Annotated in this window: 19 protein-coding genes; 12 read left to right on the top strand and 7 right to left on the bottom strand. The window is 71.6% G+C overall.

Going from position 1 to position 24,217, the window contains the following annotated elements; all coding sequences use genetic code 11:
* The first annotated feature begins 37 nt into the window (after nucleotides 1-37).
* From AB0P07_RS08910 to pssA, 9 genes are all read left to right on the top strand, one after another.
* Nucleotides 38-1,843 carry a 3-hydroxybutyryl-CoA dehydrogenase gene (locus AB0P07_RS08910; protein WP_365547163.1) on the top strand — a complete coding sequence of 602 codons (1,806 nt, stop codon included), beginning with the start codon at nucleotides 38-40 and terminating at the stop codon, nucleotides 1,841-1,843.
* Nucleotides 1,844-1,979: 136 nt separating this feature from the next.
* A complete protein-coding gene (locus tag AB0P07_RS08905) occupies nucleotides 1,980-2,804 on the top strand; it encodes a TetR family transcriptional regulator (RefSeq protein WP_365547160.1) in 825 nt (274 codons plus the stop codon).
* 340 nt (nucleotides 2,805-3,144) lie between these two features.
* On the top strand, nucleotides 3,145-4,482 hold the full coding sequence (gene ccrA / locus AB0P07_RS08900; protein ID WP_365548107.1) for a crotonyl-CoA carboxylase/reductase: 1,338 nt from the start codon (nucleotides 3,145-3,147) through the stop codon (nucleotides 4,480-4,482).
* Between the two features lie 18 nt (nucleotides 4,483-4,500).
* Complete coding sequence (locus tag AB0P07_RS08895) at nucleotides 4,501-6,528, top strand: protein meaA (RefSeq protein WP_365547157.1); 2,028 nt, start codon at nucleotides 4,501-4,503, stop codon at nucleotides 6,526-6,528.
* Nucleotides 6,525-7,499 carry a CoA ester lyase gene (locus AB0P07_RS08890; RefSeq protein ID WP_365547154.1) on the top strand — a complete coding sequence of 325 codons (975 nt, stop codon included), beginning with the start codon at nucleotides 6,525-6,527 and terminating at the stop codon, nucleotides 7,497-7,499. Before AB0P07_RS08895 ends, AB0P07_RS08890 begins: the two co-directional genes overlap by 4 nt.
* A gap of 5 nt (nucleotides 7,500-7,504) precedes the next feature.
* Nucleotides 7,505-8,017 carry a MaoC family dehydratase gene (locus AB0P07_RS08885; protein ID WP_365547152.1) on the top strand — a complete coding sequence of 171 codons (513 nt, stop codon included), beginning with the start codon at nucleotides 7,505-7,507 and terminating at the stop codon, nucleotides 8,015-8,017.
* Between the two features lie 2 nt (nucleotides 8,018-8,019).
* The gene (locus AB0P07_RS08880; RefSeq protein ID WP_365547149.1) at nucleotides 8,020-9,225 is read left to right on the top strand and encodes an acyl-CoA dehydrogenase family protein; all 1,206 of its coding nucleotides are present in this window, start codon (nucleotides 8,020-8,022) and stop codon (nucleotides 9,223-9,225) included.
* A 170-nt stretch (nucleotides 9,226-9,395) separates the two neighbouring features.
* Complete coding sequence (locus tag AB0P07_RS08875) at nucleotides 9,396-10,052, top strand: phosphatidylserine decarboxylase (protein ID WP_061441475.1); 657 nt, start codon at nucleotides 9,396-9,398, stop codon at nucleotides 10,050-10,052.
* A gap of 58 nt (nucleotides 10,053-10,110) precedes the next feature.
* Nucleotides 10,111-10,893 carry a CDP-diacylglycerol--serine O-phosphatidyltransferase gene (gene pssA, locus AB0P07_RS08870; protein ID WP_003972511.1) on the top strand — a complete coding sequence of 261 codons (783 nt, stop codon included), beginning with the start codon at nucleotides 10,111-10,113 and terminating at the stop codon, nucleotides 10,891-10,893.
* Nucleotides 10,894-11,156: 263 nt separating this feature from the next.
* Here pssA and AB0P07_RS08865 read toward each other — a convergent pair whose 3' ends face one another.
* The gene (locus tag AB0P07_RS08865; RefSeq protein ID WP_365548104.1) at nucleotides 11,157-12,299 is read right to left on the bottom strand and encodes a glycerate kinase; all 1,143 of its coding nucleotides are present in this window, start codon (nucleotides 12,297-12,299) and stop codon (nucleotides 11,157-11,159) included.
* Nucleotides 12,300-12,483: 184 nt separating this feature from the next.
* On the opposite strand from AB0P07_RS08865, the gene AB0P07_RS08860 reads away from it, so the two are divergent.
* Together AB0P07_RS08860 and AB0P07_RS08855 are read left to right on the top strand one after the other, a co-directional pair.
* A complete protein-coding gene (locus AB0P07_RS08860) occupies nucleotides 12,484-12,978 on the top strand; it encodes an NUDIX hydrolase (RefSeq protein ID WP_365547146.1) in 495 nt (164 codons plus the stop codon).
* Between the two features lie 40 nt (nucleotides 12,979-13,018).
* Nucleotides 13,019-13,744, top strand: a complete 726-nt coding sequence (locus AB0P07_RS08855) for a Sir2 family NAD-dependent protein deacetylase (RefSeq protein WP_365547143.1) — start codon at nucleotides 13,019-13,021, stop codon at nucleotides 13,742-13,744.
* A gap of 45 nt (nucleotides 13,745-13,789) precedes the next feature.
* On the opposite strand, the gene AB0P07_RS08850 is transcribed toward AB0P07_RS08855, so the two are convergent.
* The 4 genes from AB0P07_RS08850 to AB0P07_RS08835 form a co-directional block, all read right to left on the bottom strand.
* Nucleotides 13,790-14,659: an LLM class flavin-dependent oxidoreductase gene (locus AB0P07_RS08850; RefSeq protein ID WP_365547140.1), complete on the bottom strand. Its 870-nt coding sequence runs from the start codon at nucleotides 14,657-14,659 to the stop codon at nucleotides 13,790-13,792.
* A 180-nt stretch (nucleotides 14,660-14,839) separates the two neighbouring features.
* Entirely contained in the window at nucleotides 14,840-15,334 is a 495-nt protein-coding gene (locus AB0P07_RS08845) for a methylated-DNA--[protein]-cysteine S-methyltransferase (RefSeq protein WP_365548102.1), read from the bottom strand.
* A 46-nt stretch (nucleotides 15,335-15,380) separates the two neighbouring features.
* On the bottom strand, nucleotides 15,381-16,865 hold the full coding sequence (locus tag AB0P07_RS08840; RefSeq protein ID WP_365547137.1) for an AlkA N-terminal domain-containing protein: 1,485 nt from the start codon (nucleotides 16,863-16,865) through the stop codon (nucleotides 15,381-15,383).
* Nucleotides 16,866-16,944: 79 nt separating this feature from the next.
* A complete protein-coding gene (locus AB0P07_RS08835; protein WP_365548099.1) occupies nucleotides 16,945-18,876 on the bottom strand; it encodes a heavy metal translocating P-type ATPase in 1,932 nt (643 codons plus the stop codon).
* 84 nt (nucleotides 18,877-18,960) lie between these two features.
* Between AB0P07_RS08835 and AB0P07_RS08830 the strand changes: the two genes are divergently transcribed.
* Nucleotides 18,961-19,323 (top strand): metalloregulator ArsR/SmtB family transcription factor, encoded by a 363-nt coding sequence (locus AB0P07_RS08830; RefSeq protein ID WP_365547135.1) that lies wholly within the window; start codon nucleotides 18,961-18,963, stop codon nucleotides 19,321-19,323.
* Here AB0P07_RS08830 and AB0P07_RS08825 read toward each other — a convergent pair.
* Together AB0P07_RS08825 and AB0P07_RS08820 are read right to left on the bottom strand one after the other, a co-directional pair.
* Nucleotides 19,304-20,182 carry a DUF72 domain-containing protein gene (locus AB0P07_RS08825; protein WP_365547132.1) on the bottom strand — a complete coding sequence of 293 codons (879 nt, stop codon included), beginning with the start codon at nucleotides 20,180-20,182 and terminating at the stop codon, nucleotides 19,304-19,306. The genes AB0P07_RS08830 and AB0P07_RS08825 overlap by 20 nt on opposite strands.
* Before the next feature lie 40 nt (nucleotides 20,183-20,222).
* On the bottom strand, nucleotides 20,223-24,137 hold the full coding sequence (locus tag AB0P07_RS08820; protein WP_365547129.1) for a glycoside hydrolase family 2 TIM barrel-domain containing protein: 3,915 nt from the start codon (nucleotides 24,135-24,137) through the stop codon (nucleotides 20,223-20,225).
* Nucleotides 24,138-24,217: the final 80 nt, after the last annotated feature.

Raw genomic sequence — 24,217 nt, 5'->3', positions numbered from 1 at the left:
TGCTCCCGTCGTCACCCCTCATTCCTGGAGTCCCGCGATGGCCACTCCCCTGTCCGACACCCCTCTGTCCCCGCTCCGGACCGTCGCCGTGGTCGGCCTCGGCACCATGGGCACCGGTATCGCCGAGGTCCTGGCCGTGGCCGGCCGCGACGTCGTCGGCATCGACGTCAGCGAGGCGCAGGCCGTCAAGGCCGTCGCCGCGCTGGAGTCCTCCACCGCCCGTGCCGTCGAGCGCGGGCGCCTGACCGAGCGGGAGCGCGCCGCCGCCCTGGGCCGCGTCCGCACCTCCGCCGACCTGCGGGCGGCCGCCGACGCCGACCTGGTGATCGAGGTGGTCCCGGAGTCGTACGAGATCAAGCAGCGGGTCTTCCGGGAGCTGGACGGGATCGTGCGCCCGGAGGCGATCCTGGCGACCGGCACCAACGCGCTGTCCGTCACGCGGCTCGCCGCGGACTCGGCCCGCCCGGAGCGGATGCTCGGCCTGCACTTCTTCAACCCGGCGCCGGCCATGAAGCTGGTCGAGGTCGTCTCCTCGGTGCTGACCGCGCCCGCAGCCGTCACGGCCGTCACCGACCTCGCCCTCGCCCTCGGCAAGGAGCCGGTCGCGGTCGGGGACCGGCCCGGGTTCGTCGCGGACGGCCTGCTGTTCGGCTACCTCAACCAGGCCGCCGCGATGTACGAGGCGAACTACGCCTCGCGCGAGGACATCGACGCGGCGATGCGGCTCGGCTGCGGTCTGCCGATGGGGCCGCTGGCCCTGCTCGACCTGGTGGGCGTGGACACCGCGCGCACGGTCCTGGAGGCCATGTACGCCGCCTCCCACGACCGGCTGCACGCCCCCGCGCCGATCCTCAGGCAGCTCAGTGAGGCGGGCCTGACGGGGCGCAAGGCGGGCCGGGGCTTCTACACCTACGAGGCGCCCGGCAGCTCGGTCGTGGTGCCGGACACGCTGACCCCGGCGGAGGGCGGCACCGCGGTCGCCGGGCGGCCGGTGCGTGCGGTGGGCGTGGCCGGTTCGGGGACCATGGCGTCCGGCATCGCGGAGGTGTTCGCCAAGGCCGGGTACGAGGTGGTGCTGGCGGCCCGCAGCGCGGAGAAGGCGCAGACGGCTCGGGCCAGGATCGGGAAGTCCCTGTCCCGGTCGGTCGACAAGGGGCGCATGACCGCGGAGGCGGCCGCGCGGACGCTGGAGCTGATCACGCCGACGGGCACGTACGACGACTTCGCCGACGTCGATCTGGCCGTGGAGGCCGTCGCCGAGGACCTGGAGGTGAAGCGGCAGCTGTTCGCCGCGCTGGACAAGGTCTGCAAGCCCGGCGCGGTACTGGCCACCACCACGTCCTCGCTGCCGGTCGTCGCCTGCGCCCGGGCCACCTCGCGTCCGCAGGACGTGATCGGCATGCACTTCTTCAACCCTGCCCCGGCGATGAAGCTGGTCGAGGTGGTCCGCACGGTGCTGACCGCCGACGACGTGCACGCCACCGTCCACGAGGTCTGCGCCACGGTGCGCAAGCACGCCGTGGACTGCGGCGACCGGGCCGGTTTCATCGTGAACGCGCTGCTGTTCCCGTACCTCAACAACGCGGTCAAGATGGTGCAGGAGCACTACGCGACCCTCGACGACATCGACGCGGCGATGAAGCTGGGCGGCGGCTACCCGATGGGCCCCTTCGAGCTGCTCGACGTGGTGGGACTGGACGTTTCCCTGGCCATCGAGAAGGTCCTGCACCGCGAGTTCCGCGACCCCGGGCTGGCGCCGGCACCGCTGCTCGAGCATCTGGTGGCCGCGGGCTGCCTCGGCCGCAAGACGGGCCGCGGTTTCCGCGAGCATGCCCGCCGCTGAACGGCCGGGCGACTGGTACCGGCCCGAGGAGGACTGGGGCGGGCTGCTGGATCCGGCCGGGTCTCCCCCGCCCAGCGCGGGCGGGGGAATCCCCGGTCACACGCATGATTGCGCCCGCATGCAGTACGTTCGGGTCATGTCCCAGCCCGCCAAGTCCTCACGTACCTCAGCCACGTCCGACGCTCCCGAGAGCACGGCCGGCAGCCGGGCCGCCGCCCAGCGGCTCAAAATGCGCCGGGAACTGGCGGCGGCGGCCATGGAGCTGTTCGCGACCAAGGGGTACGAGGCGACCACCGTCGACGAGATCGCGGCCCAGGCCGGGGTCGCCCGCCGCACCTTCTTCCGTCACTTCCGCTCCAAGGAAGAGGCGATCTTCCCCGACCACGACGACACCCTGGTGCGCGCCGAGGCCGTCCTCAACGCGGCGCCCGCGCACGAGCATCCGCTCGACACGGTGTGCCGCGGCATCAAGGAAGTCATGAAGATGTACGCGGCCCGGCCGGAGATCTCGGTCGCCCGCTACAAGCTGACGCGCGAGGTGCCCACCCTGCGCGAGGCGGAGATCGCGTCGGTGGCCCGTTACGAGCGCCTGTTCACCCGCTATCTGCTCGGTCACTTCGACGAGCACGCGCACGACGACGACGCGGGCGACGACCCGCTGCTGGCGGAGGTCGCCGCGTCCGCCGTGGTCACCGCGCACAACCACGTGCTGCGGCGCTGGCTGCGCGCCGACGGGCAGGGCGACGTGGAGGCCGAGCTGGACCACGCCTTCGCGATCGTGCGCAGGACCTTCGGTACGGGCATCGGGGCGGGCCGCGGCACGGCCGCCGGCACACGGTCGGCGGCCGCCGGGGCGTCCTCGGCCTCCGTGCAGGGCGAGGTGCTCGTGACGGTGGCGCGCACCGACGCGCCGCTGCACGAGGTCATGCGCACGATCGAGCAGGCGCTCAAGGAGCACTGACCGCCCTTTCCGTACACTTCCGCGCTGTGACGACGGCCACCCACCGGGTGGCCGTTTTTGCATGTCGGTGCCCCTTTTCAGCCAGCGGCGGGAGAGGATTCGATCGATCATCGCTCATCTGTCGCGTAAAGATTTCATCTGAGAAGCGTTTCTGGCACTCAGTGCCTTGCGGGGTGACACGCGGTGTCATACGTTGAAGGTGTTCGGGCTGTCCCCGCACCTCATCCCCTGCGCGCCCGCACGCCTGCGTCACAGGCACACACCCTCACCTCAGCAGCACCGACGTACCCCTCAGCGCCCCTCCCTCAGGGCGCTCACCGCCGGAGGCAACACCGTGACCGTGAAGGACATCCTGGACGCGATCCAGTCGACCGACGCCACGAAGGCCGACATCGCCGCTCTGCCGCTCCCCGAGTCGTACCGCGCGATCACCGTGCACAAGGACGAGACGGAGATGTTCGCGGGCCTGGAGACTCGCGACAAGGACCCCCGCAAGTCGATCCACCTGGACGAGGTGCCGCTGCCCGAGCTGGGCCCGGGCGAGGCCCTGGTGGCCGTCATGGCCTCCTCCGTCAACTACAACTCGGTGTGGACCTCGATCTTCGAGCCGCTGTCCACCTTCGGGTTCCTGGAGCGCTACGGCCGCACCAACGACCTCGCCAAGCGCCACGACCTGCCGTACCACATCATCGGCTCCGACCTCGCGGGCGTCGTCCTGCGCACCGGCCCGGGCGTCAACGCCTGGCAGCCCGGCGACGAGGTCGTCGCGCACTGCCTGTCCGTCGAGCTGGAGTCCTCCGACGGGCACAACGACACGATGCTCGACCCCGAGCAGCGGATCTGGGGCTTCGAGACCAACTTCGGCGGCCTGGCGGAGATCGCGCTGGTCAAGTCCAACCAGCTGATGCCGAAGCCGGACCACCTCAGCTGGGAGGAGGCCGCCGCTCCCGGCCTGGTCAACTCCACCGCGTACCGCCAGCTGGTCTCCCGCAACGGCGCCGGCATGAAGCAGGGCGACAACGTCCTCATCTGGGGCGCCAGCGGCGGACTCGGCTCCTACGCCACCCAGTTCGCCCTCGCCGGCGGCGCCAATCCGATCTGTGTCGTCTCCAGCGACCAGAAGGCCGACATCTGCCGCTCGATGGGCGCCGAGGCGATCATCGACCGCAACGCCGAGGGCTACAGGTTCTGGAAGGACGAGCAGACCCAGGACCCGAAGGAGTGGAAGCGCTTCGGCAAGCGCATCCGCGAACTCACCGGCGGCGAGGACATCGACATCGTCTTCGAGCACCCCGGCCGCGAGACCTTCGGCGCCTCCGTCTTCGTCACCCGCAAGGGCGGCACCATCACCACCTGTGCCTCGACCTCGGGCTACATGCACGAGTACGACAACCGCTACCTGTGGATGTCCCTGAAGCGCATCATCGGCTCCCACTTCGCCAACTACCGCGAGGCCTGGGAGGCCAACCGTCTCATCGCCAAGGGCAGGATCCACCCCACGCTCTCCAAGGTGTACTCGCTGGAGGACACCGGCCAGGCCGCCCACGACGTCCACCGCAACGCCCACCAGGGCAAGGTCGGCGTGCTGTGCCTGGCCCCCGAGGAGGGCCTGGGCGTGCGCGACCACGAGAAGCGCGCGAAGCACCTCGACGCCATCAACCGCTTCCGGAACATCTGAGGGCGGCGGAGGCCACACATGACTGAGCGTCAGAAGGACCGGCCGTGGCTCATGCGCACCTACGCCGGTCACTCCACGGCCGAGGCGTCCAACGAGCTGTACCGGCGCAACCTCGCCAAGGGCCAGACGGGTCTGTCGGTCGCCTTCGACCTGCCGACCCAGACCGGGTACGACTCCGACCACGTCCTCGCCCGCGGCGAGGTCGGCCGGGTCGGCGTGCCGGTCGCGCACCTCGGTGACATGCGCCGGCTGTTCCAGGACATCCCGCTGGAGCAGATGAACACCTCGATGACCATCAACGCCACGGCCATGTGGTTGCTGGCGCTCTACCAGGTCGTCGCGGAGGAGCAGGGCGCGGACATCACCAAGCTCCAGGGCACGACCCAGAACGACATCGTCAAGGAGTACCTGTCCCGGGGGACGCACGTCTTCCCGCCGGGACCGTCCCTCCGTCTGACGACCGACATGATCGCGTACACGGTCTCCCATCTGCCCAAGTGGAACCCGATCAACATCTGCAGCTACCACCTGCAGGAGGCGGGCGCCACGCCGGTGCAGGAGATCGCGTACGCGATGTCCACCGCGATCGCCGTGCTCGACGCGGTGCGCGACGGCGGTCAGGTGCCGCAGGAGCGCATGGGCGACGTGGTCGGCCGCATCTCCTTCTTCGTGAACGCGGGCGTGCGGTTCGTCGAGGAGATGTGCAAGATGCGCGCCTTCGGGCGCATCTGGGACCGGATCACACGCGAGCGGTACGGCATCGAGAACCCCAAGCACCGCCGCTTCCGCTACGGCGTCCAGGTCAACTCCCTGGGCCTGACCGAGGCGCAGCCGGAGAACAACGTCCAGCGGATCGTGCTGGAGATGCTGGCGGTCACCCTCTCCAAGGATGCACGCGCGCGTGCCGTGCAGTTGCCGGCCTGGAACGAGGCGCTGGGCCTCCCCCGCCCCTGGGACCAGCAGTGGTCGCTGCGCATCCAGCAGGTGCTGGCGCACGAGAGCGACCTGCTGGAGTACGAGGACCTCTTCGAGGGCTCGAAGGTGGTCGAGGCGAAGGTCGACGAACTGGTCGAGGCGGCCTTCGCGGAGATCGACCGCATCCAGGAGATGGGCGGCGCGATGGCCGCCGTCGAGTCCGGCTACCTCAAGTCGCAGCTGGTCGCCTCGCACGCCGAGCGCCGGGCCCGGATCGAGTCCGGCGAGGAGAAGATCATCGGTGTCAACGCCTTCGAGGGCACCGAGCCCAACCCGCTGACCGCCGACCTGGACACCGCGATCCAGACGGTCGACCCGGCGGTGGAGGCCCGCGTCATCGCCTCGCTGCAGAACTGGCGCGACACGCGGTACCAGCCGCCCTTCAACCACCCGCGCCCCTGCAAGGCGCTGGAGAAGCTGAAGGAGGCCGCGCGCGGCACCGGCAACCTCATGGAGGCCACCCTGGAGTGCGCCCGCGCCGGCGCCACGACCGGCGAGTGGGCCGGGGCACTGCGCGAGGTGTTCGGCGAGTTCCGCGCACCGACCGGGGTGTCCTCGGCACCGGTCGCGGTCACCGCCGAGGAGGGTTCGGCGCTGTCGGAGGTGCGCCGCAGGGTGGAGCTGACGGCCATGGAGATGGGCGTCGGCAAGCTCCGCTTCCTGGTCGGCAAGCCCGGCCTGGACGGTCACTCCAACGGCGCCGAGCAGATCGCCGTGCGCGCCCGCGACGCCGGGTTCGAGGTGGTCTACCAGGGCATCCGGCTCACCCCGGAACAGATCGTGGACGCCGCCCTCGCGGAGGACGTGCACGCGGTGGGCCTGTCCATCCTGTCCGGCTCGCACGCGCAGCTGGTGCCGGACGTGCTCGAACGGCTCCGTGTGGCCGGTGCCACAGATATACCGGTGATCGCCGGTGGCATCATCCCGAACGGTGACGCCGAGGAACTGCGGGCCGCGGGAGTGGCCGCGGTCTTCACCCCGAAGGACTTCGACATCACCGGCATCATCGGCCGGATCGTCGACGAGATCCGGAACGCGAACAAGCTCGACCCCCTGGAGGTCCCCGCATGACCAGCCCCGCTCCCCAGGTCAACCGTCTGCGCCCCCGGCGCTCCTGCCTGGCGGTACCGGGTTCCAACCCGCGCTTCCTGGAGAAGGCCCAGGGCCTTTCGGCGGACCAGGTCTTCCTGGACCTGGAGGACGCCTGCGCGCCGCTCGCCAAGCCGGAGGCGCGGCACACCATCGTCAAGTTCCTCAACGAGGGCGACTGGACCGGCAAGACCCGCGTCGTGCGCGTCAACGACTGGACGACCGAGTGGACGTACCGCGACGTCGTGACGGTGGTGGAGGGCGCGGGCCCGAACCTGGACTGCATCATGCTGCCGAAGGTCCAGGACGCCCAGCAGGTCGTCGCGCTCGACCTCCTCCTCACCCAGATCGAGAAGACGATGGGCTTCGAGGTCGGCCGGATCGGCATCGAGGCGCAGATCGAGAACGCGCAGGGCCTGAACAACGTCAACGAGATCGCCCAGGCCAGCCCGCGCGTGGAGACCATCATCTTCGGCCCTGCCGACTTCATGGCATCCATCAACATGAAGTCCCTGGTCGTGGGCGAGCAGCCGCCCGGCTACCCGGCGGACGCCTATCACTTCATCCTGATGAAGATCCTGATGGCCGCCCGTGCCAACAATCTCCAGGCGATCGACGGCCCCTACCTGCAGATCCGCAACGTGGACGGCTACCGCGAGGTCGCCCAGCGCGCCGCCGCCCTCGGCTTCGACGGCAAGTGGGTCCTGCACCCGGGCCAGGTCGAGGCGTCCAACGAGATCTTCTCGCCCTCCCAGGAGGACTACGACCACGCCGAGCTGATCCTGGACGCGTACGACTACTACACCTCCGAGGCCGGCGGCAAGAAGGGCTCGGCGATGCTCGGCGACGAGATGATCGACGAGGCCAGCCGCAAGATGGCGCTGGTCGTCTCCGGCAAGGGGCGTGCGGCCGGCATGCGGCGCACCAGCAAGTTCGAGATCCCGGAGGGCTGAGCGCCATGCAGTTCGGACGCACCTACGAGGAGTTCGAGGTCGGGGCGACGTACAAGCACTGGCCGGGGAAGACGGTCACGGAGTACGACGACCACCTGTTCTGCCTGCTCACCATGAACCACCACCCGCTCCACATGGACACCAACTACGCCGAGAAGACGACGGACTTCGGCAAGAACGTGGTGGTCGGCAACTACATCTACTCGCTCCTGCTCGGCATGTCCGTCCCGGACATCTCCGGCAAGGCGATCGCCAACCTGGAGATCGAGTCGCTCAAGCACGTGGCGCCGACCTTCCACGGCGACACGCTCTACGGCCAGACGACGGTGCTCGACAAGTGGCCGTCGAAGTCGAAGAACGACCGCGGCATCGTGCACGTCGAGACCAAGGGCTACAAGCAGGACGGGACCCTGGTCTGCGTCTTCCGCCGCAAGGTGATGGTGCCGACCGAGACGTACACCAAGGAGCGCGGCGGCGAACAGCCCGGCCGGCCCGAGCTGAAGGAACAGGGGAAGTAGAGATGAGCCGCCTCGCCCAGACCCACGGCCTCACGGACGTCCAGCAGGAGATCCTCTCCACCGTCCGGGACTTCGTGGACAAGGAGATCCTCCCGGTCGCCACCGAGCTGGAGCACCGGGACGAGTACCCGCAGGACATCGTCGACGGGCTGAAGGAACTCGGCCTGTTCGGCCTGATGATCCCCGAGGAGTACGGGGGCCTGGGCGAGTCGCTCCTGACCTACGCCCTGTGCGTGGAGGAGATCGCCCGCGGCTGGATGTCGGTGTCCGGCATCATCAACACGCACTTCATCGTGGCGTACATGCTCAAGCAGCACGGCACGCAGGAGCAGAAGGACCATTTCCTGCCCCGCATGGCCGCCGGCGACATCCGGGGTGCCTTCTCGATGTCCGAGCCGGCGCTGGGCTCCGACGTGTCGGCGATCTCCTCGAAGGCGGTGAAGGACGGCGAGGAGTACGTCCTGAGCGGCCAGAAGATGTGGCTGACCAACGGCGGTACGTCGTCGCTGGTGGCCGTCCTGGTAAGGAGTGACGAGGGTCACCCCGAGGGGACCGCTCCCCACAAGTCCATGACGACCTTCCTGGTGGAGAAGGAGCCCGGCTTCGGCGAGGTCCGCCCGGGTCTCACCATCCCCGGCAAGATCGACAAGATGGGCTACAAGGGCGTCGACACCACCGAGCTCATCATGGACGGCCTGCGCATTCCGGCCAATCGGGTCCTCGGTGGCGTCACCGGCCGAGGTTTTTACCAAATGATGGACGGCGTCGAGGTGGGACGCGTGAATGTGGCGGCGCGTGGCTGCGGCGTCGCTCAGCGTGCCTTCGAGCTGGGTGTCCGGTATGCCCAGCAGCGTCACACTTTCGGCAAGCAGATCGCCCAGCACCAGGCCGTCCAGTTCAAACTCGCGGAGATGGCTACCAAGGTGGAGGCGGCCCATGCGATGATGGTCAACGCTGCACGCAAAAAGGACTCGGGCGAACGAAACGACCTGGAAGCGGGGATGGCCAAGTACCTCGCCTCCGAGTACTGCAAGGAGGTCGTGGAGGACGCCTTCCGGATCCACGGCGGGTACGGCTTCTCCAAGGAGTACGAGATCGAGCGCCTCTACCGCGAGGCGCCGATGCTGCTCATCGGTGAAGGCACCGCCGAGATCCAGAAAATGATCATCGGCCGCCGACTGCTCGAAGAGTATCGATTCCAGGGTTAGATGTCCGGATACGGGGTGTTTTCTTGGAGAAGAAGGTCACACCCCGTAGGCACTGTTCGGCCGCCGACTCGGCTTCCTGGCTTACCCAGTTGCGGCAGGAAGCCGCTACGATCGCCGGAAAGCCGCCGTCCCCCGTCAGAGCGCGGCATCATCCGCTACGAAGGTCATCCATGCCCCACAGCCAAACCTCTGCACCTCGCGACAGCCTCGCCGGCGTACGCCTCGCGCGCGGAGCCTCGCCGTGGCTTCTGCCGACCGTCGCCACCGCAGCCGTCAGCCTCCTGCGGGCCCGTCGTTCCGGCGCCGCCAAGGCCGTCGCCGTCCCCGCCACCGCGCTCGCGGCGGGGATGCTGTGGTTCTTCCGCGACCCCGAGCGCGAGATCACCCGCGGCCGGGTCATCTCGCCCGCCGACGGTGTGGTGCAGAGCATCATGCCGTGGAAGGACGGCCGCACCCGCGTCGCGATCTTCATGAGCCCGCTCAACGTCCACGTCAACCGCGCCCCGCTGGCGGGCACGGTGACCTCGGTCGAGCACGTGCCGGGCGGCTTCGTTCCCGCTTTCAACAAGGAGAGCGAGAACAACGAGCGCGTCGTGTGGCACTTCGACACCGAGCTCGGCGACATCGAGATGATCCAGATCGCCGGCGCGGTGGCCCGCCGCATCGTCCCGTACGTGCCGCAGGGCACCAAGGTCGAGCAGGGCGAGCGGGTCGGCCTGATCCGCTTCGGCTCGCGCGTCGACCTGTACCTGCCGGAAGGCGTCGAGGTGGATGTCGAGGTGGGTCAGAAGACGGTGGCTGGGGTGACTCGAATTGACCGTGATTGATCCACAGACCCAGGCCGGATGGGTGCCGGAGGCCGACGAGATGGACGACGAGGAGGAGATGCCGCTCTCGCTCCGTCTGTCGATAGCGGACACGCTCACCCTCGGCAACGCGACGTGCGGCTTCATGGCGGTGTACTTCACCACCACCGGCATCCTGATCCCGCACCTCATGGGCAGCGACGAGTCGGGCATGGCCCGGCACAGCGCTGCCACCGCGGTCATCCTGATGCTGTGCGCGGCGATCTTCGACCTGTTCGACGGTCTGGTCGCCCGCAAGCTGCGGTCCTCGCCGATGGGCGCGGAGCTGGACAACCTCTCCGACCTCATCAGCTTCGGTCTCGCACCGGCGTACTTCGTCCTCGTCTACGGCATGGTCGCGGACGACGCCTACCAGCGGGTGGCGGCGGTGGGGGCGATCGTGGTGCTGCTGGCGGTGGTCCTGCGGCTCGCGCGGTTCTCCTGCGTCACCGTCAAGGACGGCACGTTCCAGGGCATGCCGTCCCCGTTCGGGGCGCTGACGGTCGTGTCGATCGTGCTGCTCGAGCTGCCGTTCGTGGCGACGCTGCTGGCGATCCTGGGTACGGCCTGGCTGATGGTGAGCCGGGTCGAGTACCCGAAGCCGCGGGGGCGGCTCGCGGTGGCGATGCTGTCGTGGATCGTCCTGTCGATGGGGCTGCTGGCCGGCTGGGCCTTCGACGCGCCGAGCGGGCAGCTGCTGCTGCAGACGGGGTGCGCGTTGCAGTTGGTGATGGGGGCGGTGATTCCCCTGTTCGCCACGGCTCGCAGGGTGAACAATTTCCGTGACAATCGGCGGGAGGCGCGGGCTGCGCAATTGCCGTGACGGCGTCTTGAGGGCCCCGAACCTGGTTGGGTTCGGGGCCCTCCGCTTTTCGGGCGCCCGGCGTCGTCCCGTGCCCCTGGGGGCTCCGCCCCCAGCCCCCGGGCCCATGCCCACCCATCGCCCGACTCGGTGGGGAGAGAGGTGACGTTTCCAGCCCGTCCGGCGTTTGAGAACGAGGCCCGTTCAGGGCCGACAGCGGGGGCCCGGGGGCGACAGCCCCCGGGGTGGGGAACGGGAAGGGGCGGCGCGGGCGAGAGGCTCCCCTACGCGACGAAGTCCCGTGCGATGGACTCAGCCACCCGCTCCAGGATGGGCCCGGCATCGGCGATGCACTTCGCGACGTCCGGCTCCACATCCGTCAGCGGATACGCCCGCCGGATCCCCGCCCGCCCCAGCGTCTCCGCCGGCAGCGCAAGGCGTCCGCACACCGCGACGACCTCCTTGCCCGCGACCCTGGCCGCCGCGGCGACACCGGCCGGGGCCTTCCCGTGCAGGGTCTGCTCGTCCAGCGAGCCCTCCCCGGTGATCACCAGGTCCGCCCGCTCCAGCGCCGGCGCGAAGCCCAGCACGTCCAGCATCACCTCGATGCCCGGCCGGAACCGCGCCCCCAGCAGCATCGCGCCGAACCCGATGCCGCCCGCCGCGCCCGCGCCCGGCGAAGCGGCGTACTCGGCGGCACGCGCGCCCACGCCCTCCGTCCCCTCCAGCACCTTCGCGAGGTGCGCCAGGGCGGCGTCCAGGGCCGTCACGTCGTCCGGCGAGGCACCCTTCTGGGGTCCGTAGACCGCCGGGGCGCCCTTCGGGCCCGTCAGGGGGTTGTCCACGTCGCTGGCGAGCACCAGCTCCACGTCCGCCAGCCGCGGGTCGAGACCGGTCAGGTCGGCCGAGGCCAGAGCGGCGAGCCCGCCCCCGCCCGGCGCGACGGGCTCCCCGTCGGCGTCCAGGAACCGCGCGCCCAGTGCGGCCAGCATTCCGGCGCCGCCGTCCGTGGTGGCGCTGCCACCGACCCCGAACACGATCGTCCGCGCCCCCGCGTCCAGCGCGGCCCGCAGCACCTCGCCGGAGCCGTAGGTGGACGACGTCAGCGGCGCGAGGACGCCTTCGGGGAGCCGCTGGAGGCCGCTGGCCTCGGCCATCTCCACCACCGCGGTGCCCTCGCGCAGCGCGTAGGCCGCCGTCACCTCGTCGCCGAGGGGCCCGGCGACCCGCACCTCCCGGCGCTCGAACCCGGCCGCGACCGCGGCGGCCACCGTGCCGTCACCGCCGTCGGCGACGGGCAGCGCCTCGACCCGGACGTCCGGCACGACGCGGCGCAGTCCGGCCATGACGCGCTCGGCGACCTCGACGGCCGTCAGCGAGCCCTTGAACTTGTCCGCGGCGACGAGGACCCGGCGGGCCCCGTCCACAGCAGCGTCAGCCACCTTGATCTCCCCTTGCTCTCCGAGCCTTGCGCACGTCAAGGCAGTCGCGCCGCTGCGACCCTAACCGGAGGACACCCGTGCCGTCATGCCCTGCCCACACCGTGGAACCGGCCGTGCACCCGCCCCGCGGCTCCCCCGGGGCCGGGTGCGGGCTCGTTACTCTTCCGCAATGACGACTCCTGACTACGCCACCTACATCGCCGGTCTGCCCCGCGTCCTGGCCGCGGCCGCCACGGTCTTCCGGGACGCCGCGGGGTGCGTGCTGATCGTCGAGCCCAACTACCGCCAGGGATGGGCGCTGCCCGGTGGGACGATCGAGTCCGAGGACGGGGAGACCCCGCGGCAGGGCGCGTGGCGGGAGACCCTGGAGGAGATCGGGCTCGACGTGCGGATCGGTCGGCTGCTCGCGGTGGACTGGTCGAACGGGCCGGGCAGGCCGCCGATCGTGGCGTACCTGTACGACGGCGGAGTCCTGTCGGAGGACGACCTCAAGGCGATCCGGCTGCAGGAGGAGGAGCTGCTGTCCTGGCGGCTGGTGGCCCGCGAAGAACTCGGCGACCACCTGCTCGGTTCCCTGCACGGCCGGGTGCTGACCGCACTGGACGTGCTGGCGGACGGCTCCGGCACGGCCGAGCTGGTCAACGGCGTCCGCGTCGACCGATAACCGTTCGCCCACCGCCCGCCGGCGTCCTACCCTCGAGCGCATGACCGGCAAGCCCCTCGTCGCCATCCTCAGCGGTGCCGGCGTCTCGACCGACTCCGGCATCCCCGACTACCGCGGCCCGAACGGGCTGTGGCGGCGCGACCCGGAGGCGGAGAAGCTCGTCACCTACGACTACTACATGGGCGATCCGGAGATCAGGCGGCGCTCCTGGCGGATGCGGCGCGACACCGCGGCGCTGCACGCCGAGCCGAACGCGGCGCACCGCGCGGTGGCCGAGCTGGAGCGGCGCGGGGTGCCGGTCCGGGTGATCACCCAGAACGTGGACGGCCTGCACCAGGTCGCCGGGGTCTCCGCCCGCAAGGTCCTCGAACTGCACGGCACCGCGCGCGCCTATGTGTGCACGGGCTGCCGGGTCCGGGGGCCGATGGCGGACGCCTTGGCCCGGATCGACGCCGGTGAGGACGACCCGCCGTGCCTGGAGTGCGGCTCCATCCTGAAGTCGGCGACCGTGATGTTCGGCGAACGCCTCGACCCGGTCGTGCTGGGCGAGGCGGCCGCCATCAGCAAGGCGTGCCAGGTCTTCGTCGCCGTCGGCACCAGCCTGCGGGTGGAGCCCGCCGCCGCACTGGCCGGCGTGGCCGTCGAGCACGGGGCCCGGCTGATCGTCGTCAACGCCGAGCCGACGCCGTACGACGCGCTGGCCGACGAGGTCGTCCGGGAGCCGATCGGCACCGCCCTGCCCGGGCTGCTGCGCGGCCTGGGCTGAGCGGGCGCCGGTCGGGCGGGTCGGCCGGTCGGAACAGAGCGTCCGTCAGAACAACGAGTCCGCGAGGCGGTCGACCTGGTCGATGTCCGAGGCCCAGCAGTACAGCACGACCTCGTCGGCGCCGATGCCGCGGAAGGCCTCGACGGCCGCGCGGATGTCCCGTGCGGTGGTGAGCAGCCCCTTGGTCATGTACTCGGCGCGCCCGGTGAAGGCGTAGTAGTCGCGGAGGTTGCGCCGGGCCCGCTCGACCGTGGCGTCGGGGCCGAGGGCGACGCTCGCCTGGGCGACCAGGTACGGCCGGCCCGGGCGGTCGTACTTCCGCCAGACCGCCTCGACCCGGCGGAACAGGCCGGACATGTGCGCGGCGGGCAGCGCCGCGCCGAGGAAGCCGTCGCCGAAGCGGCCGACCCGTTCCAGTGCGGCCGGGGCGAAGCCGCCGAACAGCACCGGGGGTCCGCCGGGCGTCGCGGGTCGGGGCCCGATGGGGCCGACGTCCCGGGCGTAGGGCTCGCCCGCCCAGGTCCGGCGCAGGAGGGTCATCTGCTCGTCGAGGCGGCGGCCCCGGCGGTGGAGGTCGGTGCCGGCGGCGAGGCAGTCGTCGGCGCGACCGCCGACCCCGATGCCGAGCGTGAAACGGCCGCCCGACAGCCGGTCGAGGGTCGCGGTCTGCTTGGCGAGCAGCGCGGTGTTGTGGACGGGGGCGATCAGCACCTCGGTCTGCAGGCGGATGCGGGAGGTGGCGCCCGCGAGCGTCGCGAGGGTGATCAGGGGTTCGGGGTTGTCGAAGACGAGCCGGTCGAGCAGGCCGAGCGTGCTGAAGGGGAGCGCGTCGGCGCGCCGTGCCCAGATCGGCAGCAGGGCGGGATCGTCGACGGGAAGGCCGAGGCCGATGTGCGGGCGGTGCGTGGGATGCATGGGAGCAGTCCTCCGGAGGGCATGACGGATCAGGGCGCCGCCCCTCCGTGGCTCCGGGCTGCTGTGCGCGGGCCTGCTCCCCGTCTGCGGCATCGTTCTGGAGAGCGTGGTCTTCGAAGTCCGGCGAGCGTAGCGGGCGCCGCGGCGCCCGGACAACGCGTTTACGCCCGGCCGGAACGGCTAGAACAACGCCTCCGGTCCCCTCTCGCCCCGTTCGAAGTCCAGCAGGCGCCGCTTGCGCTCCAGGCCTCCGCCGTAACCGGTGAGGCCGCCGCTCGCGCCGATGACACGGTGGCAGGGGACGACGATGCCGATGGGGTTGCGGCCGTTGGCGAGGCCCACCGCGCGGGAGGCGGCCGGGTTGCCGAGGGCGGCGGCGAGGTCGCCGTAGGTGCGGGTCTCGCCGTAGGGGATCTTCTGGAGCTGGGCCCAGACGGTGCGCTGGAAGGCGGTGCCGTTCAGGCGCAGGTCGAGGGTGAAGTCCTTCAGCTCGCCGGTGAAGTAGGCCTCCAGTTGTTCCTCGGTCTCGGCGAAGGGGCGTGCGTCGCGGGCGCCGAAGGTCTCCTCCGGCGGGCGGTGGCGCTGGTCGGTCATGTACAGGCCGCACAGGGTGCCGTCCTCGGCGACGAGGGTGAGCGCGCCGTAGGGGCTGTCGATCACGGTGTGCTGTTTCACGGGGTTCACGCGGGCTCCTCGAACTCCTCGAACGGCTCCAACGGGTTCATACGGGCAGGAAGTTGATCGGGTGGTCGTCGGTGGCCCACAGGTACTGGACGGCGTACGCCCGCCAGGGCCGCCAGGCCGCCGCGCGGGCGGTGAGCGCGGCCGGGGTGGAGGGCAGGCCCAGTTCCCCGGCGGCGCGGCGGATGCCGAGGTCGGTGGGGAGGAAGGCGTCGGGGTCGCCGAGGGCGCGCATGGCGATGACGTCGGCGGTCCAGGGGCCGAAGCCGGGCAGGTCGAGGAGGCGGGCGCGGGTCTCGGCCCAGTCGGACTCGACGCCCAGGTTGAGCGAGCCGTCGGCCAGGTGGGCGACCAGGGTGGTGAAGGTGGTGCGGCGGGTGCGCGGCATGGCCAGGGTCTCGGGGTCCACGGCCGCCAGGGCCCCGGTGGACGGGAAGAGGTGGGTCAGGCCACCCTCGGGGTCGTCCACCGGATCGCCGTGCGCGGTGACCAGGCGGGCGGCGTGGGTGCGGGCGGCGGCGGTGGAGACCTGCTGGCCGAGCACGGCCCGTACGGCGAACTCCGCCTCGTCCACCGTGCGGGGCACCCGTCGGCCGGGCGCCTTGTCGACGAGCGGTGCGAGCAGCGGGTCGGCGCGCAGCCGGTCGTCGACGGCCACCGGGTCGGCGTCCAGGTCGAGCAGGCGCCGGCAGCGGCTGATGGCGACGGTCAGGTCGCGCGGGTCGCCGAGGGTGAGGCGGCAGGCGATGTGGTCGGGGTGCGGGGTGAGGGACACGATGCCGTGACCGTACGGGAGGCGCAGGGTGCGCCGGTACGCGCCGTCCCGCCACTCCTCGACGCCGGGTACGGCGGTGGCGGCGAGGTGACCGAAGAGGTTGTCGGGGTTGAGCGGGGCGCGGAAGGGGAGGCGGAGGGACAGGGTGCCGGGGGTGGTGCGGGCGAGGCGGTTCCCGGGGGCGCGGGTGCGCAGTTCGCTCGGGGAGAGGGCGTAGACCTCGCGGACCGTGTCGTTGAAGGTGCGGATGGAGGCGAAGCCGGCCGCGAAGGCGACGTCCGCCATGGGCAGCGGGGTGGTCTCGATCAGCAGCCGGGCGGTGTGGGCGCGCTGCGCGCGGGCGAGGGCGAGGGGCCCCGCGCCCAGTTCGGCGAGGAGCTGGCGCTCGATCTGCCGGGTGCTGTAGCCGAGGCGGGCGGCGAGGCCGGGCACGCCCTCGCGGTCCACTACGCCGTCGGCGATCAGGCGCATGGCGCGGGCCGTCAGGTCGGCGCGCAGGTTCCACTCGGGCGAGCCGGGGCTGGTGTCCGGGCGGCAGCGTTTGCACGCCCGGAACCCTGCCTGCTGGCAGGCCGCCGCGCTCGGGTAGAAGGTCATGTTGGCGGGCTTGGGCGGCACCACCGGACAGCTGGGCCGGCAGTAGATGCGGGTCGTCAGGACGGCCGTGAAGAACCAGCCGTCGAAGCGCGCGTCCTTCGACTGCACGGCGCGCACGCAGCGCTCGGTGTCGGTGTGCATTCCCGTCTGCATGTGTCCAGGATGACCCCCGGGACGGAGGCGGGCTGGCGGGAATCCGACATAGACGTGCCCCGTGCTGGGCGTTCGCGGATCACCCGGATCGCTCCGCGCGCCACGCCGACTCGCGCAGCAGCCGCAGGCCGTTCAGGCCGACCAGCACGGTGGAGCCCTCGTGGCCGGCGACGCCGAGTGGCAGCGGGAGGTGCCCGATCAGGTCCCACAGGACGAGGACGGTGATGAAGACACCGGCGACGGCCAGGTTCTGGACGACCAGCCGGCGTGCGCGCCGGGAGAGCCGTACGACGGCGGGGACGGCGGTCAGCTCGTCGCGCACGACGACCGCGTCGGCGGTCTCCAGGGCCAGGTCGGAGCCGGCCCCGCCCATGGCGATGCCGGCGTGCGCGGCGGCCAGCGCGGGGGCGTCGTTGACGCCGTCGCCGACGAAGAGCACCTTGCGGCCGGCCCGCTGCCGCTCCCGTACGGCCTCGACCTTGTCCTCGGGCAGCAGTCCGGCACGGACGTCGGTGATGCCGGTCGCCCCGGCCACGCGGGCGGCGGCGGCCGTGTGGTCGCCGGTCAGCAGGGTGGGGGCGGTGCCGGTGAGGCCGGTGAGGGCGGCGGTGGCCGGGGCCGCGTCGGTGCGGAGGCGGTCGGTGAGCGCGAGGGTGCCCAGGAGGGTGCCGCCGCGGGTGACGCGGACGGTGGTCTCGGCGCCCGCAGCGCCCTCGGGGGGATCCGCACGGCCGACGTGCACCGTGCGGCCGTCGACCACGGCCGTCACTCCGCGGCCGGGAGCCGCCGTGAAGTCCTCGGCGGGCGCGATCCGCAGCCCCCGGGCACGGGCGGCGGCCACGATCGCGCGGGCCAGCGGGTGTTCGCTGGGGTGCTCGGCCGCGGCGGCGAGGGCGAGGAGGGCGTCCTCGTCCACGCCGGAGCCGGCCAGGGGGTGCACGGCGGTCACCTCGGGCGTGCCCTCGGTGAGGGTGCCGGTCTTGTCGAGGGCGGCGGTGTCGATCTCGCCGAGGCGTTCCATGGCGACCGCCGACTTGACCAGGACGCCGTGCCGGCCGGCGTTGGCGATGGCGGAGAGCAGCGGCGGCATCGTGGCGAGGACGACGGCGCACGGCGATGCGACGATCATGAAGGTCATGGCGCGCAGCAGGGCGTCGGTGAGATCGGCGCCGAAGACGAGGGGGATGCCGAAGACGGCGAGGGTGGCGACGACCACGCCGACCGAGTAGCGCTGCTCGATCTTCTCGATGAACAGCTGGGTCGGCGCCTTGGTGCGGGACGCCTCCTCGACCAGGGTGACGATCCGGGCGATGACCGAGTCGGCCGGGTCGCGTCCGACGCGGACGCGCAGGGCGCCGGTGCCGTTGAGGGTGCCGGCGAAGACGTCGTCGCCGGGGCCTTTGAGGACGGGCAGGGACTCGCCGGTGATGGTGGCCTGGTCGACCTCTCCGGTGCCGTCGACGACCGTGCCGTCCGCGCCGATCCGCTCCCCCGGCCGGACCAGGACCAGGTCGCCGACGGCGAGGCCGGCGGTCGGAACGGTCTCCTCGCTGCCGTCGCGCACGCGGGTCGCGGTGGTGGGCGCGAGGTCGAGCAGGCCGCGCACGGAGTCGGCGGTGCGGGCGGTGGCCAGGGCCTCCAGGGCGCCGGAGCCGGCGAAGATGACGATGAGCAGGGCGCCGTCGAGGACCTGGCCGATGGCGGCCGCACCGAGCGCCGCGACGATCATCAGCAGGTCGACGTCGAGGGTCTTGTCGCGCAGCGCCCGCAGCCCTTCGAGCGCGGGCTCCCAGCCGCCGGCGGCATAGGCGACCGCGTACAGCGGGCCGTACGTCCAGGCGGGTGCGCCGCCGAGGTCGAGGGGCAGGGCCAGGAGGAAGGCGACGAGGGACACGAGCGCCCAGCGGGCCTCGGGCAGGGCGAGGACGCGGGTGCGGCGGCGGGGCGGCGCGGGGGCTGAGGGCGCGGCCTCGGGAGCGGGGGCGAGGGTGGTGGACACGCGGCACACCATACAGGAACACATGAAGAATCGTTCATTCATTCATCTGTTCATGTGTCTCCGGAAGGATCGCGCCCGGGTGCGTAGGATGACCGCATGGGTCACGGAGCCGCCACCACCACGCAGAACGCCGCCGAGCGGGTGCGCCTGGACGCGGACAACGTCGCGAAGGTGGCCACGACCCTCCAGGCCCTGTCCACCCCGTCCCGGCTGCTGATCCTCGCCCGGCTGCGCGAAGGTCCGCTGCCCGCCACCGAGTTGGCGGCGGAGGTCGGCATGGAGCAGTCGGCCTGTTCGCACCAGCTGCGGCTGCTGCGCAACCTGGGCCTGGTGGTCGGCGAGCGCAAGGGCCGTTCGGTGGTGTACGCCCTGCACGACGACCACGTCGCCGAGCTGCTCGACCAGGCCGTGTACCACGTGGAGCACCTGCGGCTGGGGATCAGCGACGCGGGGCGGTGAGCAGCCTCCGCATGGTCTCTGCCGCGCGGACGGCGGCGTCCGCGCAGCAGTTGTTGAACAGCACGTGCAGTTCGTCCGACAGGCCGGCCGCGCGCCGCAGACCGGGCACTCGGGCGGCGAGTTCGCTCACGTCGTAGGCGTACCGGAAGCGGTCCTCCTTGGGACCCTGCCCCCACGCGCGGCTGCGGCCGTGGAACCGGACGACGGCGAGGGCGGGGCGGGTGACCGGTGTGACGGGCGGCAGGGAGCCGGGCAGGCCCTGGGCCATGTCGGTGCCGACCGCCGAGGCGCCCAGAGCCGAGAGCAGGGCGTGGGTGGTCTCCGTCTGCTCCGGTTCCCACCAGCCCGGATGCCGGAACTCCACCGCGACCGGCCAGCCCCGCGCGCGCCGCAGGCACGCGTCGAGGGCCGCCTCCGCCCAGGCGCCGGGCGCGCACCACGGCGGGAACTGGAACAGCACGGCGCCGAGCCGCCCGGCCTCGCGCAGCGGGACGATCGCGTCGGCGAACCTCCCCCACACCTCGTCCAGCAGCCCGTCACTCGCCTGTCCGCGCCCGAGCCGTCCCCGCCCGGCCCCCCGCAGGTCGGCGGGGAGCGCCGCCGCGCGGGTGGGGTGGCCGGTGAGCAGGGAGAAGGCCTTGACGTCGAAGCGGAAGCCCTCCGGTGTCCGCTGCACCCACAGCTCGCTGTTGCGCCGGCTCGGCAACGCGTAGTAGCCGGCGTCCACTTCGACGACGGGCAGCCGCGACGCGTAGTGCCGCAGCCGCCCCTCGGCGTCCCGGTGCCCGCGCGGATACCAGCCGCTGGCGAGGAGTTGCCGGTCCGTCCACGAACACGCACCGACCAGAATGTCACCCATGGGAGCCCGTGTACCCCGGGCTCCCGGTCCTGATCGGGCGTTACTCGGTCGCCGTCGGCCGCCGCGAGGCGCGTGTCGCGTCACGGACGTCGGTGAGCGGGCGCAGGCGGTAGGTGTACGCGTAGTCCCGGTCGGCGAAGAGCTTGAACTCGTCGTGGGTGTGCGCGCCCCAGCTGTTGTCGCCACCGACACCCATCTGACGGTGGCTCAGGCGCAGTACCACCTCGTTCCTCGGGGTGAGCTGGTAGTCGTGCCGCACGCCGGCCGACAGGTCCTCCGGGGTGAAGTACGAGGCGTTGGCCTCCAGCAGGGGTTCGCCGCAGGCGAGCAGGCCCACGCCGTGCCGGTCGGTGAGGGCGATCCAGCGGACGTCGGTCTTGTTGCCGTTCTCCTGGGGACGGATGTACGGGGTCCACTGCTCGGCGACGGTCCCGGAGTACAGGCCGACGTCCGTTCCGTCGTTGCGGTCCCAGTGGTTCTCCTCGGGGCCGCGGCCGTACCAGTGCACGCGGTCCAGGCGGCGCGGCAGGAAGAGCATGGTGCCGACCTCGGGAATGTACGGCAGGTTCGCCGCGCCCGGGTGCAGGGTGTTGTCGACCTGGATCTCGCCGTTGCCGAACACCGTGTAGGTGGTGCTGTAGGCGGACTCCACCGAGGTGGGCAGGGTGCCGGTGACCTTGATCTCGACGGCCCGGTCGCCGAGCGCGCGCACGGCGACGTCGGTGACCTCGCGGCGGGCTCCGGCGTCGCGCCAGGTCTGGTTGCGGGTGTGCTGGCCGTTGCCCTTGTCGTTGTCGGTGGGCGCGCGCCAGAAGTTGGGCACGGGTCCGGAGGTGATCAGGGCGCGGCCCTTCGCCTCGTAGGAGGTGAGGGTGCCGGTGGCCTTGTCGACGGTGACCGAGAAGTCCTTGCCGGTGATCCTCACGTCTTTGTCGCGGTCCTGGTGGCGCAGGGCCGGGACGCTTTCCAGGCGTGCCGGGGTGGGGGCGGGGGAGTCGGTCTCGAGGGGGAGCTGCTGCCGGGCCACCTCGAAGCCCGCCTTCGCCCAGGGGGTGTCCTCCTTGGTGGTGAAGGAGAGCTGCAGGAAGTACTCGGTGCCCGGGTCCGGGTCGTGGGGCAGGCGTACGGGGACGGTGATGTCCTTCTCCGAACGCGGTGCCACGTCCAGTTGGTCGCGGGTCAGCCTTCCGCGCCGTACGACCTTTCCGTCGGCGACCAGTTCCCAGCGGCCGTTGAACTCGCGGAGGTGGGTGAAGAGGTACTCGTTGACGAGGGTGACCGCGCCGGGGCCGCCGCCCGGGGTGTTGGACGCGTTGACGGCCTGGTGGACACGCTTGACCTCGGCGGCCTTGCCGGTGTGGCGGCGGTCGGCGGTGACGATGCCGTTCGCGACGAAGTTGCCGTCGTTGGGGTTGTCGCCCCAGTCGCCGCCGTAGGCGGGGAACGTCTTGTCCTCGGGCCGCTTCCGCTCGCTCTTCACGGTGGCGGCGTCGAACCAGAACCGCACACCGTCGTCACCGGGGCCGCGGCTCTCGGAGGCCAGCTCGCCGGCGCCGAGGGCGCGGGCGTAGACGCGGGCGCGGCGGATGGTGCCGCTGAACTCCCGTACCTGGTTGTCGGCGTCGGAGGCGAGCGCGAGGGGCGCGGTGTTGCTGCTGGGGCGCCGGTCGGTGGTGCGGGTGGCCCGTACCGTGCCGTCGACGTAGAGGGTCAGGGTCCCGGCGTCCGCGTCGAAGACGCCCGCGAGGTGGTGCTCGCGGCCGGTCCAGTCGTCCGGCACGGTCCAGTTCGCGGTGATCCACTGACCTGCTGAGTGGATGAAGAACTCCAGGGTCCGGCCGTTCTGCTTCAGCGCGTACTGGGTGTCGCCCTTGGCGATGATCGGCTGGTGGTAGCCCGTCACCTGCGGGGTGACCCAGGCCTCCAGGGTCAGGGAGCCGGTGAGGTCGAGGCTGTCGTCGCGGGCGAAGACGGTGCTGCCGGACAGGCCCTTGTCGCGGTCGAGGGTGCCGCGGGTGGCGAGGATCTCGCCACGCAGCCCGGCGGGTCCGGCCTCGGTGAGCAGGGTGCGGGCGGGGACGGGCGTGTACAGGGACTGGTCCACGAAGTCCCAGATCCAGCCGCCCTGGAGGACGTCGTACCGGCGGACGATGTCCCAGTACTTCTTGAAGTTGCCGGTCGAGTTCCCCATCGAGTGGGCGTACTCGATCATGACGTACGGCCGGGTGTCGGAGGTGTCCTTCGCGCGCTGCTCGACGCGCTGCGGACTGTCGTACATCTCCGAGCGGATGTCGCTGATGCCGGGGCGGTCGTCACCCTCGTACTGGATGACGCGGGTGTCGTCGTAGGAGCGGATCCAGTCGTGCATGGCGGTGAAGGTGGAGCCGCCGCCCGCCTCGTTGCCCAGCGACCAGATGACCACCGAGGCGTGGTTCTTGTCGCGGTGCACCATGTTCTGGGCGCGGGCGACGCAGGCGGCGGTCCAGTCCGGGTGGTCGCCGGGATACTCGCCGCGGATGCCGTGGGTCTCCAGGTTGGTCTCGTCGACGAGGTAGAGGCCGTACTCGTCGGCGAGTTCGAGCCAGTACGGGTTGTTGGGATAGTGCGAGGTGCGGACGCTGTTCATGTTCATCCGCTTGATGATCTTGATGTCCTCGACCATGTCCTCGCGGGTGAGCGCGGTGCCGCGGGAGGGGTGCATCTCGTGGCGGTTGGTGCCGCGGATGGACACCGGCTCGCCGTTGATCCGCATCAGCCCGTCCTTGAGCGCGAACTCGCGGAAACCGACCCGGTGCGACAGGGTCTCGGTCACCTTCCCGGCGGGGTCGCGCAGGCGCAGGACGGCCGTGTAGAGGTTGGGGTGTTCGGCGGACCAGAGCCGGGGCTTCGGCACGGCCTTGGCGGCCCGGACGGTGACGTCCTCGCCGGCACGGGCCCCGCCCAGGTCGACGGGCTGCTGCAGCGGCCGGGACCAGACGGCGTGGCCGCGCGCGTCGTAGAGCTGGGTCTCGACGGTGTAGCGGCCGGTGCCGCCCTCGCCGTACGCCCGCACGCTCGCCGTGACGGCCAGTTCGGCGCCGGTGTAGGCGGCGTCGAGCGGGGTGTCCAGCTTGAAGTCGCGCAGGTGCACGGCCGGGGTGGAGTAGAGGTGGACCGAGCGGAAGATGCCGCTCACCCGGATCATGTCCTGGTCCTCCATCCAGTCGCCGTCGGAGTAGCGGTAGACCTCGACGGCGATCTGGTTGGTGCCGGGCTTGAGGTGGTCGGTGACGTCGTACTCGGAGGGGGTGTAGGAGTCCTCGTCGTAGCCGACCAGTTCGCCGTTGATCCACACGTAGTGCGCGGACTTGACGCCCTCGAAGTGGAGGAAGGTGCGGCGGCCCTCCCAGTCGCGGGGGACGGTGAAGGTGCGCCGGTACTGGCCGACCGGGTTGTAGCGGGTCGGCGCGGCGGGCGGCTGCGGCTCCTCGCCCAGGCCGTTGGGACCCCAGTACGGGTAGGTGATGTTCAGGTAGATGGGGAAGTCGTGGCCGTGCAGCTGCCACACGGAGGGGACCGGGATGGTCTCCCAGTCGCCGTCGTCCACGTCGGTGCGGTGGAAGTCGGCGTCCCGGTCCTCGGGGCGGTCGGCGTAGGCGAACTTCCAGGTGCCGTCCAGGCTCAGCCGGTAGGGCGAGCGGGCCCGGTCTCCGGCGAGCGCCTGCTCGACGTCCTCGTACGGGGTGAGCGTGGCGTGCGGCGGCTCGGTGCCGAGCCGGAAGACGCCGAAGTCGTTCCACTCCGGGGGTCCGTCGGCCGCCGCTCTCCGTCCGGCGGCGTGTGCGGCGACGGGCGACGCGGAGAGGGCGAGCGCGCCGAGGACGGCGGCCCCGCCCTCCAGGAGACGGCGGCGGCTGACGACCGGGCGGGGCGGTCGGGCCGGGAACGGGGCGGGGGACGCGGGAGAGTGCGGCATGACCGTGGCCTTCCGTGGGCTTCGGGGGCGGCTCAACACACGGTGCTTCGAATGCAGTTGAGGGTGGGGCGGTGCTCAAC

Source organism: Streptomyces sp. NPDC085944 (genome assembly GCF_040686295.1).
GTDB classification, from domain to species: domain Bacteria; phylum Actinomycetota; class Actinomycetes; order Streptomycetales; family Streptomycetaceae; genus Streptomyces; species Streptomyces salinarius.
Note: the sequence above shows the minus strand (reverse complement) of the source record. Positions and strands in the feature narration are given on the sequence as shown.